Origin of the sequence: Escherichia sp. TW09308, assembly GCF_000208565.1 — a bacterium.
In the GTDB taxonomy this organism is placed as follows: domain Bacteria; phylum Pseudomonadota; class Gammaproteobacteria; order Enterobacterales; family Enterobacteriaceae; genus Escherichia; species Escherichia marmotae.
The window spans coordinates 1,144,124-1,157,538 of record NZ_AEME01000001.1 but is presented as its reverse complement, the minus strand read 5'-3'; the positions used below and the strand labels follow the sequence as shown (position 1 = coordinate 1,157,538).

7 protein-coding genes are annotated in these 13,415 nt (G+C 52.5%); 1 reads left to right on the top strand and 6 read right to left on the bottom strand.

Annotated features, from left to right (window positions below):
• Window positions 1-14: 14 nt before the first annotated feature.
• The gene (gene atoB, locus ESM_RS0105650; RefSeq protein ID WP_000786557.1) at window positions 15-1,199 is read left to right on the top strand and encodes an acetyl-CoA acetyltransferase; all 1,185 of its coding nucleotides are present in this window, start codon (window positions 15-17) and stop codon (window positions 1,197-1,199) included.
• A gap of 73 nt (window positions 1,200-1,272) precedes the next feature.
• Here the strand turns inward: atoB and ESM_RS0105645 are convergent, their stop codons facing one another.
• From ESM_RS0105645 to gyrA, 6 genes are all read right to left on the bottom strand, one after another.
• The gene (locus tag ESM_RS0105645) at window positions 1,273-2,049 is read right to left on the bottom strand and encodes a YfaP family protein (protein WP_001225842.1); all 777 of its coding nucleotides are present in this window, start codon (window positions 2,047-2,049) and stop codon (window positions 1,273-1,275) included.
• 4 nt (window positions 2,050-2,053) lie between these two features.
• Complete coding sequence (locus ESM_RS0105640; protein WP_001104573.1) at window positions 2,054-3,703, bottom strand: YfaQ family protein; 1,650 nt, start codon at window positions 3,701-3,703, stop codon at window positions 2,054-2,056.
• On the bottom strand, window positions 3,704-8,302 hold the full coding sequence (locus ESM_RS0105635; protein ID WP_010376868.1) for an alpha-2-macroglobulin family protein: 4,599 nt from the start codon (window positions 8,300-8,302) through the stop codon (window positions 3,704-3,706). It lies immediately after the preceding gene.
• Entirely contained in the window at window positions 8,236-8,859 is a 624-nt protein-coding gene (locus ESM_RS0105630; RefSeq protein ID WP_001215752.1) for a DUF1175 domain-containing protein, read from the bottom strand. The genes ESM_RS0105635 and ESM_RS0105630 overlap by 67 nt, the downstream gene beginning before the upstream one ends.
• Window positions 8,856-10,544, bottom strand: coding sequence for a DUF2138 domain-containing protein (locus tag ESM_RS0105625; RefSeq protein WP_000012329.1), 1,689 nt, complete (start codon window positions 10,542-10,544; stop codon window positions 8,856-8,858). Before ESM_RS0105625 ends, ESM_RS0105630 begins: the two co-directional genes overlap by 4 nt.
• 148 nt (window positions 10,545-10,692) lie before the next feature.
• Window positions 10,693-13,320, bottom strand: a complete 2,628-nt coding sequence (gyrA, locus tag ESM_RS0105620) for a DNA topoisomerase (ATP-hydrolyzing) subunit A (protein ID WP_001281278.1) — start codon at window positions 13,318-13,320, stop codon at window positions 10,693-10,695.
• Window positions 13,321-13,415 lie beyond the last annotated feature (95 nt).

Genomic DNA, 13,415 nt, shown 5'->3' with positions numbered 1-13,415 from the left:
AGAAGGAATATAAAATGAAAAATTGTGTCATCGTCAGTGCGGTACGTACTGCCATCGGTAGTTTTAACGGTTCACTCGCCTCCACCAGCGCTATCGATCTAGGGGCAACGGTGATCCAGGCCGCCATTGAACGCGCAAAAATTGACTCACAACACGTAGATGAAGTGATTATGGGTAACGTCCTGCAGGCGGGTTTAGGGCAAAACCCGGCGCGTCAGGCATTGCTTAAAAGCGGGCTGGCAGAAACGGTGTGCGGATTTACGATCAACAAAGTGTGTGGCTCGGGTCTGAAAAGCGTGGCGCTTGCCGCCCAGGCGATTCAGGCCGGTCAGGCGCAGAGCATCGTCGCGGGTGGAATGGAGAACATGAGTTTAGCGCCCTACTTACTCGATGCAAAAGCACGCTCAGGTTATCGTCTGGGAGACGGTCAGGTTTATGACGTAATCCTGCGCGATGGTCTGATGTGCGCCACCCACGGTTATCATATGGGGATTACCGCCGAAAACGTGGCCAAAGAGTACGGAATTACCCGTGAAATGCAGGATGAACTGGCACTAAATTCACAGCGTAAAGCGACAGCGGCAATTGAATCTGGTGCTTTTACAGCCGAAATTGTCCCGGTAAATGTCGTCACACGGAAGAAAACCATCGTCTTCGATCGCGATGAATTCCCGAAAGCAGATTCTACTGCAGAAGCTCTGGCTGCATTGCGCCCGGCCTTCGACAAAGCCGGAACGGTCACTGCCGGGAATGCTTCAGGCATTAACGACGGTGCTGCCGCACTGGTGATTATGGAAGAATCGGCGGCGCTGGCGGCAGGCCTTAAACCACTGGCTCGCATTAAAAGCTATGCCAGCGGCGGCGTGGCTCCCGCGTTGATGGGAATGGGGCCAGTACCTGCCACGCAAAAAGCGTTACAACTGGCAGGGCTGCAACTGGCAGATATTGATCTTATCGAAGCCAATGAAGCGTTTGCTGCGCAGTTCCTTGCCGTAGGGAAAACCCTGGGCTTTGATCCTGAGAAAGTGAATGTTAACGGCGGGGCTATCGCGCTCGGGCATCCTATCGGTGCCAGCGGTGCACGTATTCTGGTCACTCTGTTACATGCAATGCAGGCACGCGATAAAACGCTGGGGCTGGCAACGCTATGTATTGGTGGTGGTCAGGGAATTGCGATGGTGATTGAACGGTTGAATTAATAAACAAAAACGCCCGATAGCGAAAGTCATCGGGCGTTTTCTTAAACAACGACAGTGAAGGTAACCTCATTAATTACCAGTCAAAACTTTTCACCAGCGTCAGTTCACCAGCATTACGCATCGGGACAACAAAAGTTTCCTGTTTTTCATTGACCGAGCCTTCATCAGTGATGAGCGTCAGTTGAGCAGTCGTCAATTCCGTTTCGCTGCGTCCGCCATAGTAGTTGATATACACCTGATAGCGCCCGTGAATCGGCGCAGGCATAGCGAAAATCTCTGGTCCGTAACCTGTCGTGACATCCATATCCAGTGCGCCACTATTTTTCAGCGCTGTATTACCGTACCAGGCGTGTTCACCATCCGGCGTGACGACATGGAGATCGAGATCGGTATTATCCGTATCCCATGAAAGAACTAACCGTAAACGCGCGCGAATTGCACCAGCCCCCGGTGTAGAGTAAAACTGCATTTTTTGTCGGCTTTGCCCATCGGGGCTGATGACCTGCACACTGTTGCTGCCTTCGGTAAAAATATAAGGGCGCGCAAATGAACCATCAGATTCAATTCTCTGCGGCATACTGGCACCGTTGACCACCAATCGCCCCTGCTGGGTTTTGCCCGCCGCAGCATAATTTTTTATTTTGCCGCGGATCTGCGCAGAGATATTTTGATCATCAGCCATATTGACGGACGACGCGGGGTAATTGATCGATTGTGAAAAACTGGCATCTTCACCCTCTGCCGGATGCCAGCCAGAAAGCGGTGCATCAATTTCGACTTCCTGCACTCCTTCGCTGTGGGCAACAGGCGAAAGTGCCACCAGTAACAACGGAAGAAATATCTTTCGCATAGCATTAGTCCATTAATAATTGTCGGGTCAGCGCTTCGATATAGTTCTCATCCAGCCCGGTGGGGTATCCATCAAAGGCAAGATGCAGGTACTCATGAGTTAAATCCAGTCGATCCTGAAGTGTAAAAAAATTACGAATAAATAGCCTTTTTTGCTGCCGATCGGTATAGGGGAACCCCGAGACTAAACGGCACACCGCGAATACGTCTGGCTCGTTGTACCCCGTCTCGTCTTGTAACGCGCGCCGCCACTGTGGCATTTTTTCCGCCAGCCAGGCTTTCGCTTTCGGTAATAACTGGCAAGTAGAGCGTGGTGCTCCCCAGCGGCTAAGGCTGTTGTCGGGATAAGCAAAGGCGAGTATCTGGTCGTAACGCTCTCCCTGCCCCGCCTGGACGGTGGCTTGCCGCCAGGACAGCGTTCCTTCAGCAGCGCGGCTGCCATGATAATGAACCGGATCGCCCGCATAGATGAGATCCTGCGTCCAGGCGGTCATCGTCCGCGCGCCCGTGGTGGCTGGCGAAGCAGAAACGCGCTGAGTGGCGCTGCTGTCCGGGATTGTCAGGCAATCGCCTTCCCGATCGGCGTTTTGCTGTAAAAATGTGCGAATCGTCACGGTCATGGCTTTCGCTGCCTCAGGGGGCGTACTTTTCGCCTCGCGATCCAGCACTCTGGCAACGTACTCTTCACGATCGAGATGCGACTGCAATTTCAGTTTGCCATTTTCCGTAAGTAAGGTCGTCTCACCGTGGCTGACCAACGTAATATGGTTACCATTGGCAAACGTCACTCGATAGCGCCCATTGAGCACGCCGGGTTTTACTGCCGTCGTACTCTTTTCCGCAGTGATTTTTTTCACCGGATAACGAGCAAACAGATCCACCAGTACACATTGCCCACTGGCAACTTGCGTCGGTACAGGCAAAACCTGATTAAGAATCGTCGCGTAACGGGTCAATACCGTTTTGCTGGTGCCGCTGCCTGTAACCCATAGCGGCGTACCATCAGTTAACCAACCAGCAAAACCGCCCTGACGGATTTCCTGTTTATCATCGGCAAACCAGCTCCAGGTTTTCACTCGTACCCGACTACCGAGCATGGACGCTACGCCAATTTTCGAATCGTCCAGCACCACGTCCAGTAATATTTCCTGGGCTTTGTTTTGCGCAGGTAACGTCGCCAGTGAATCAAGCAACGATTTAACGGTTACCGACGTTTCGGGTTTCAGCGTAGAAAGCGATGCTAACCAGGTTGGTGCCTGGCGCTGTTGCCAGTATTGCCCCCACGCATCCGCACCGATGTGCAACCGCTGCGGCGAAAAGTAGAGACCACAGGAACGCACCAACGCCGTTTCGCGCGTAATGCTCTCCCCCGCCTGACAGCAATAGACTTCTTCCGGAGAGTTACCGCGACACTGGTAGGGCTGCTCCGGCTGATGAGTATCCTCAAGCCAGGCATAAACATACAGCTTCCATAAGCTCCCTAACGGCGTAGTGAGCGTGTCAGGTAGCGTAGAGACGTTTGTCACGCCCGATGGCGTCAACTGATACAGTTGATCATGCTGCGCCCCCCGCAGTGCCAGTTGTAACGGCGTCTCCTCCGCAAACGTTGACAGCGTAACCAGCGTCAATAGCCAGACGATTCTGCGCCAGTTCACTTATTTCACCTGCATCCCGCGCCATTCGCTACCTGCCGCAACGCTTTGCTGCGCAGGCGCATAGGAACGCACATAACGAACGGGCGGTAGAACGAATTGCCCTTTTTGCGAGAAGCGCAGCAGATGGTGGAAAGTGACCGTTCCTGCAAATTCTTTCACCGGCACCATATAAGCCAACTCGCTCATTTCATTACGCGCTTTTTCCAGCAACTGCCCCTGCTGTTTCGCGGTGTTGGGCTTGTTGACTGAGATGCCCCACGTTGTCCGTTCAACATCAGCTCCCGGCGGTAGCGGTACTTCCACCTGACCGTAGCGCAGCGGCGCATCCTGCTCACTGGTGAGAGTGATTTCATCGAGATACAGCGCATCGCTGTCAATCTCACTACTGGTAACCGGCTGCAGAGTAAAGCTCATCTCTTCATCCCCCGGGATCAGCCGATACAACTGGCGTTCAACGGTCACCGGAATGTTACTTTGTTGAGCAGTTTTTGCCGGTTCACGCCAACGGATCTGCACGTTTTGCGACGATAATTCGTCACCAAAAGAGAGAATGTCTGGCACCCCCTGACCAACCCAACGCCAGTATTCGCCCCCGCCAGTCGCCTTTTGTTTAGCCCATGCGCCCGCAGGTGCGGGTAACACTACGGGAGGCATCGCTGCCATATATTTCGCCAGCCAGTTCATGGCCAGTGCACGTTCGATACTGGATTGCTGGGCGGTTAAACCACTTAAAATGGCCGCAGCCTGGGTGGAGTCGCCACCGCTATTAAGCAACACAACCGTGTGCGCCAGCGGTTGGTTGCTGTTTGCCGCTTTATCCCACGCATACTGCTGGACCTGTGGCATGACAGTGGACTTCAACTGTGCTTTTTTCAGTAACGTCATGGTTAAAACGTTTGCCACCGCATCCGCCAGCGAAGACTCTGGCGCATCGAGGATCAGGCTATCATTGATATCACGAGTGTCTTCCTCTGAGAGCGCTTTGATTTCTTTCCGGGAAACCGCTTCATCCAGCCCTTTCAGCAACGTTTTGCACGGCAGATTCATCTCCTGCGCCCACGCCAGCACCAGCGCCCGATGCAGTAACGGCATGTTATCCGCCTGCTCTGCGTAGCTGTCGAGCATATGCTGCCAGTATTCAGGTTGTTGCGTTACGCCAAGCGCCTGACTGGCCTGCCAGTCGGCATACCATGCCCATGCTGTCAGGAAGGCATCGCCATTGCCATCTTCACCCCACCAGGTAAAGCGCGCGCCTGGCCCCGCCAGTTGCATCAGCCGCAAACGGTTATCCTGAATCATCTGACGAATGTCGTTGGCGGCAGCACTCTGATGATCGGCAAGCGCACGCCAGGCAAGGCTTAGGGGGAGTAGACGGCTACCGGTGTTGATTACGCCCCCCCAGGGTTCATCGACTAACGCGTCGAGGTTATTACGGAAAATCTCCTGCGGCGTTTCGCTGCTTTGTAGTCGGATGTTACTCGCCAGCTCTGGCAACATCAGCGTGTTATCGCCACCGCCGAGCATGACGTTTTTCTGCTGTTCAACGGACCAGGTGTTATCAACAAAAGACAGTTTTGTGCTAATGCTGTCCTGCACTTGCCCATTTTGTTGCAATTCTGCGCTTAGCAAACCAGATTGCTGAATGTCCTGCGTCAGCGAAATATAGTTAGCCCCTTTATGCAACGTCAGCGTCTGGCGCATTTCAACACCCGCAAATTTACTTACCAGCTCTACCGGTTCGTTATCCTGCTGACTGAAAATAAACAGCCCTGCCGCCGGTTTGTCGCCCAGGCGATACACCGTTGGCATACTCCACTTCATGTAGAGATTTTTTTCCGAGCGCAAATAAGCACGCCCCTGCCCGACCAGCCCGTCGCCGTTCATCCCACGTGCGGTAATGCGCCAACGGGTTAACGAATCCGGCATCAGGAACGTGAAATATGCTTTGCCTTGTTTGTCCGTTGTTAGCGATGGCATCCATGCCGCGGTATCAACCTCTTCGCGCCGTGGGCGTTCCAGCATTTTCACTCGCCGCTCGCTGCGGTTTGTTGCTCCTAGCGCAACCGGCTCGCTGGAGAGTGCCTGGTCGTAGCTGATAAATGACAGGCTGGAACTGGTACGCACATTGTTACGCCCCAGCGGATAGAAAAATTTGCCGATATTTGGCGCAATCTCCGGTTGCAGCGCGTAGATCATTTCATCGACCACGCCAACCGTTAGTTGTGCAGAAACAGGTTTGCCCTTCAGCAATGAGGTTAATTCCACATTTACCAGTTCGTCTGGCTGGTAATGGGTTTTGCCCGTTTTCACCCGAATATCTAACTGGGGAACGGCGACTTTGATCCCGGCATTCTGAAAACTGTACTGCCCGTTACGGGTATACAGCACCGAAAAGGTGATGTTAGGCGCAAAGGTATTACTCACCGGAACGCGGGCTTCATACTGGGTATCGTTTAAACGTTGCAGTGTTAGCCAGCTTGCTGGTTGCGATAACAGCGACCGCTGTTCAACGCGATCACGCTCCAGCGTCAGCAACGCTTCATCAATCGGTTCCGGGAAAGTGATCAGCATCTTCGCGGTTTCGCCGGGCTGGTAGAGCGTTTTATCCGCCACAATATCTACCGTACCGGTATGCGCCATGCTGCCCTTACCGCTGACCGCATGGCTTAACCCGGCGAGGATCAGGCCGTCTTTATCACGCAAAGTCAGATTGTAGTTGCCGGGTTTATCGAAATTAACGGTGAAGGATTTACCGCCAGACGCCAGGTCACCGCTGTAGCTTGTGCGGTCTTCCAGACGCAACCACTCGTACTTAACGGGAACCTGTTTTGAAGCCTCCAGCGCGGCATAACGGAACACCACCGGCTCGCCACTTTTGCTGTATTGTGCGGCGGTGCTTAGAGTGTAATGTGCAAGACCGCGTTCAATGAGGATCTCTTTGGTGGTGGTAACACGATACGCCGCGCCGTCGCTGGCGGAGACAGTTAATAAATAACGGCTCGGTTTATCGGCAGCGGGAAGATTTAACGCCACATGACCGCTATCGTCTGAAACCGTTTCGCTGCCTTCAAGCGACACCGGGAAACGCCCGGCATAACGCAAATCGTTGCCAACCATCGACAATTGTTGGGCGCGCAAACTTAACTGCACCCGAGCATTTTTTACTGGCTCACCATCTGGGTAGAGCAGTTGTAGTTTACCGCTGACCGCTTCGTCAGTTTTGAAATCTTTTTTGTCGAGGGCTAAGCCAATCTCAAAATGCGGTTTGATGTAGTTTGCCACGCGAAAACTGCTGCTATAGACCTGGTTGCGGTAAGCCAGGCGTAACTCATAACCTCCGGCAACGGCATTTTCTGGCAGGCGGAAACGCCCCTGCCCGCCATTACGCGCATCAAGCGCGACATTGACGGTTTGCAACAGACTACCGTTGGCATCCAGCACCGAGAGTTTCGCCGGAGCACTTACGATAGGGGATGAATGCAGCGGGCCGTGAAACTCGCGCCCCATCACTTTGACATCAACACGGTCGCCTGCGCGGTATAGCGGGCGGTCGGTAAAGATATACAAACGGGTGTTATAGGTTTCGCTTTCGTAGAAGAAATTCTCGGATACAAAAACGCCGCCTTCAGCATCTTTACCAAGAATGTATGAACGTTCAGGCGATATATGTTGTAACTGCAAGGCACCGCTGTCATCAGTAACACCGCGAGTCATCACGCCAAAACCGTCAGTCCACAGGATCTCGGAGCCAGGCTTCGCTTCACCCTGCTTTTTGCCAGCGGTCCACACCAGAAGTTCGTTACCCGACACTTTGCTGAGCGCCACGGTATCGGAAACAAATACCACTGTTGTCGCCCGATAACTGCCTACCATCGCCTCGACGAGGTACAGTCCAGGCTCTTGTTTGCCGAGAGGAATATAGACATTGCCCGGCTGCGGCGAGATGAAATTACTGGATGCACCGTCCAGTTTTACGCCTTGTTGTGGCTCGACTGGTTTTGCCTGCCATAGTGGGTAACGAAACTGCTCCACCAGCGGGTATTTCTTCAGCGGTGAAAACGGGTTGTTTTGTACATAACGGGAAGGTTTGATGATGGCATTGCCAAGCTGCAATTCCGGTAATGCCTGAGTTACATTCTGCCGCGACTGAGAAGAGAAAGAACGCTGCATCACGCGGCGAGATTTGCCGTACCAGTTATCCCACAGCCAGGTCAGCGTATTGTTCAGACCGTCGCCCAGATATTGCGGCTGTACCACAATGCGATGCAGGTTTTTCTGCTGACGCAGGAACGCTATTGGGTCAGGAATACGATACAGGCGAACATCCACGCCGCCGTATTCTTCCATCTGATAACGCCGATAATCACGACCCGGAGCTTCCAGCCGCACTTTAGCCTCTTCATTGCTGCTAAAACTGCTGTCAGCGAGCAAAAAGAATGTTCCCCCGGCAGGTGGCGCATAATTGCTGGAAGGGAGTGAGTCATCAGCGTTAACAAGCCCCGTCCCTGCGAGAGACAAGCACAGACAGGCCGCTATCGCGCCAGAAAATTTAAACGATAAATGCCAATAAAATTGGGATTGGAATCGTTGGGTATCCATCGGGTGTCCTTCCATGTCATAAGTTGTTGCAGACTGACTGCGCGCATTCCGTTGTCAGTTTTCGTAGCGCTTCCGGTGTGGTAGATGACGTAACGCCCCATCCAGACCATTAAATGCTGGGCATCGCCCTGATCGAAAAAAATCATATCGCCAGGCTGCGCCTGGTTTATGTCCAGGCCAATAAAATGGCTGTTGTACTGAATCAAATTAATCGCTGTCACATAGGGGCCGGTTTTGTCGTTCCCCTGATTCCAGTTTTGTGCCAGTTGCCGCTGTTCAGGTGTTAGCGTCATCTCTGGCGGCAAATACTGACTTTCTATACCGTTACTTTTTAGCCATTTGCTGTCGTGAACTTTCAGTGCCTCGTTCGCCGCAAAGCGCACCAGTCCCGCACAATCCTGCTGATACCAACGCGGACTTGGCCCCTGGCGTAGTTGTTCTTGTGCAATGCGCACAAACCAGGCGCGAAATAGCCCCGATTGTTCGACATTCAGCCTTTCGCTATGGGCAACAAAACAACACAGCCAACAGATCAGCGCCAGCAACCCGTGTCTCATAGTGGCTGCCAGGTAATAGGTATCCACTGCCAGGCGGCACCGGGTTCCATCTGAGCCAGCTTTATGACATAGCGAGGTTGTTGAGATAAAGCGTCCAGCTTCGGCATTAATAAAGTTTGCGCGGCATTATAAAAAACCGGTTCGAGGTTCTTCGGCAGACTGGTCAGCGTTTCGTTGCGCAACAATTTCGCCACACCTTGCGGATTCACATAAACCGGAATCACACCATCGACCGGAATTACATCCACCATTGCCGGTCGCGTTTTATTCAGTGTTTGCAATGCGTTATTCACCAGCGTGTCATCCAGGGAGAAAAGCAACGTTTTATTTTGCATCGCCAGCGACACACGGAAAAAGGACGCTGACATAAGTTGTTCAGGTTGTGCTGCCTGTGCGGCTGGGTACTGGCCGTAACGAGAACTGACTTCCCGACGCCATATTCTGGCCTCTCCTTGTTGTGTTTCCGTCACCGGCAGTACACCTTCCGGCGCTTTGCTTTCGTGCGCGCCGATATTTTGGCTAAACAGTTTCCCTGGTAGTTGCGCCTGTTCGGCTGTGCCATCAAACTGACCAACAAATAACGGTGTTTGCAGTTTTGAGTCTTCATACCAACACAGTCCGGCTGCACCATCTAACGCCCCGTTCAACTTGTCGTTTTCCTGGCTGATGTGCGAAAGCATCTCTTCGGCAATACCGTGCGAATACGGCACAGCTACGCAGAAGCTGGCACCAGCAGGCATACTGTTCCATACCGGAGTGAAATCGAAACTGGCATCTACACTGGCGGATCCATCATTTAATGCCAGAAAGCTGTGCCAGCCGTCGTTGTTCATTTCGAAGCGCACACCGGCAAAAGATGGGATAAGTCGCTGGTAGCCAAAGCCCAGCAAATTTGCGCTAACCACGATACGCTGACGTACTGGTGTTTTTCCGGCAGTACGCTCTTCCAGGCCAAAGCGGGTTTCCCAGCGTTTTTTGCCGCTCAACAAATCACTCGCGATCGCCGTCGCTTCGCTATCCTGCTGGTCGTCTTTAAACAGCATATCCGTACTGGAGAAAACCAGCATTTTGTCCTGATAAGTCGTGAACATCAGTGTGTTATTGCTGTTATAGCGCAACTGATAAACAGGAATAGTTTCATTATTTATCTTGATGCTGCTGATTTCCGTCTTGCTTAACTGGCTGTCGCTGGTGGCAGCAAACAGTAACGGTTCCAGTAATTTACTTAAGCCACTGCGCTGAATCAGCACCATATAATGTGAAAAATGTCCCTGTTTATCGTGCCACAGCGCCGCCTGCGCAGGCTGGTCTAACAACGAGGAAAATAACTTATCTTTCAGCGTGAGATCGTGTTCATAGACAATGCGGCGAATGCTGCCTTCAATGCCCAGACGGTCGGCATGGTTCTGATAATAAAAAACAAAATCTTCGCTTAAAACATCATGGAGAAAAGGAATTGTGAGGAGATCTTTGGGGAGCTGGCTTAGAGAGTCGCTGTCGAGAAAGAGGTCCGGCTCATTGAGATCGATTTGCAGATTGTTGTGCACCACCAGTGGTGACAAGGTTTTTTCTGCTCCACTGCCAGTGTATTGCAATGCCCAGACGCCTGCGGAAAGCAGTGCTATTGCCCCAAAACCTACAAGGCCATAAAACCGCCAGCCTTTCGCCTTTTTTTCACCACTCATTGCCACATTCCTTGTGTAAAACCAGCCATTTTTTATGGGCGATGTAAAACTTTATCGCGCCCTAATACGACAAAAGCCCAGACTTTGCAGTCTGGACTTTTCAATTCAAAAAAGGGAAACAGCTCCCTTTTGGCATGAAGCGATGAAATTATTCTTCTTCTGGTTCGTCGTCAACGTCCACTTCCGGAGCGATTTCATCGTCCCCTTCCGCAGCACTGCCGTCGATAGTATCCAGCTCTTCGTCGTCAACTGGCTCTGCGACACGTTGCAGCCCCACCACGTTTTCATCTTCCGCTGTACGGATGAGGATAACGCCCTGAGTGTTACGACCAACCACACTGATTTCCGAAACACGTGTACGCACCAGCGTACCGGCATCAGTGATCATCATGATCTGGTCGCAGTCATCTACCTGCACCGCACCAACCACTAACCCGTTACGTTCAGTGACTTTGATGGAGATAACCCCTTTCGTCGCACGCGACTTGGTTGGGTATTCCGCCACCGCAGTACGCTTACCGTAACCGTTTTGCGTTGCGGTAAGGATTGCACCATCACCACGTGGAACGATCAGAGATACGACTTTATCACCTTCGCCTAAACGGATACCGCGAACACCAGTGGTGTTGCAGCCCATCGCGCGAACAGAAGATTCTTTAAAGCGCACCACTTTACCTTCAGCGGAGAACAACATCACTTCGTCTTCGCCGCTGGTCAGGTCAACGCCAATCAGTTCATCGCCTTCAACCAGTTTGATTGCCACTTTACCAGCGGTACGCAAGCGGTTGAATTCGGTGAGGACGGTTTTCTTCACAGTGCCGTTAGCTGTCGCCATGAAGACTTTCACGCCTTCTTCAAACTCGGTCACCGGCAGAATGGCGGTGATACGTTCGTCCTGTTCCAGCGGCAACAGGTTAACGATCGGACGACCACGCGCACCACGAGAGGCTTCAGGCAACTGATAAACCTTCATCGAATAAACGCGACCACGACTGGAGAAGCACAGAATATGATCGTGGGTGTTCGCCACCAGCAACCGGTCGATAAAGTCTTCTTCTTTTATACGTGCGGCAGATTTACCTTTCCCGCCACGACGCTGCGCTTCGTATTCCGAAAGCGGCTGATACTTCACGTAGCCCTGGTGAGAAAGCGTTACGACCACATCTTCCTGGGTGATCAGATCTTCCAGGTTGATATCAGCGCTGTTAGCCGTGATTTCAGTACGACGTTTGTCACCAAACTGTTCACGAACCAGTTCCAGTTCTTCACGGATCACTTCCATAAGGCGATCGGCACTGCCAAGAATACGCAGCAGTTCAGCAATCTGATCCAGCAGCTCTTTGTATTCGTCGAGCAGTTTTTCGTGCTCAAGGCCGGTCAGTTTCTGCAGACGCAGATCCAGAATCGCCTGAGCTTGCTGTTCGGTCAGGTAGTACAGACCGTCACGCACGCCGAACTGTGGCTCCAGCCATTCCGGACGCGCAGCATCGTCGCCCGCACGTTCCAGCATCGCGGCAACGTTGCCCAACTGCCACGGATTGGCAACCAGCGCAGTTTTCGCTTCTGCCGGGGTCGGCGCATGACGGATCAGCTCGATGATCGGATCGATGTTCGCCAGCGCCACGGCTAATGCTTCAAGGATATGAGCACGGTCGCGCGCTTTACGCAGTTCGAAGATGGTACGACGCGTCACCACTTCGCGGCGGTGACGGACAAACGCTGCGATAATGTCTTTCAGGTTCATGATCTTCGGCTGACCATGATGCAATGCCACCATGTTAATACCGAAAGAAACCTGCAACTGGGTCTGGGAGTAGAGGTTGTTGAGCACCACTTCACCGACCGCATCGCGTTTAACTTCAATCACAATGCGCATACCGTCTTTGTCAGACTCGTCACGCAGCGCGCTGATGCCTTCCACGCGTTTTTCTTTTACCAGCTCCGCAATCTTCTCGATCAGGCGAGCTTTGTTCACCTGATACGGAATCTCGTGGACGATAATGGTTTCACGCCCGGTTTTGGCGTCAACTTCCACTTCGGCACGCGCGCGGATATACACCTTGCCGCGACCGGTACGGTAAGCTTCTTCAATGCCACGACGACCGTTGATGATTGCTGCCGTCGGGAAGTCTGGTCCCGGGATGTGTTCCATCAGCCCTTCAATGCTGATGTCTTCATCTTCGATATACGCCAGACAACCGTTGATCACTTCCGTCAGGTTGTGCGGCGGGATGTTGGTTGCCATACCTACGGCGATACCGGAAGAACCGTTCACCAGCAGGTTAGGAATTTTGGTCGGCATGACGTCCGGAATTTTTTCCGTGCCGTCATAGTTATCAACGAAATCGACCGTCTCTTTTTCGAGATCGGCCATCAGTTCATGGGCAATTTTCGCCAGACGGATTTCCGTATAACGCATTGCCGCCGCGGAGTCGCCGTCGATAGAACCGAAGTTGCCCTGACCGTCTACCAGCATGTAACGCAGCGAGAATGGCTGCGCCATACGGACGATCGTGTCATAGACCGCTGAGTCACCATGGGGATGGTATTTACCGATTACGTCACCAACGACACGGGCAGATTTTTTATAGGCTTTGTTCCAGTCATTGCCTAGTACGTTCATGGCGTAAAGTACGCGACGGTGTACCGGCTTCAGGCCATCTCGGACATCTGGCAGCGCACGGCCAACAATGACCGACATCGCATAATCCAGATAGGAGCTTTTCAGCTCTTCCTCAATGTTGACCGGTGTAATTTCTCTCGCAAGGTCGCTCATCTAACCGCTATCCCTCTACTGTATCCCGGATTCAAAGGTCGCAAATTATAACACAGCCGCGCAGATTGAGGTAAACCTATACGCTTTATTCACCT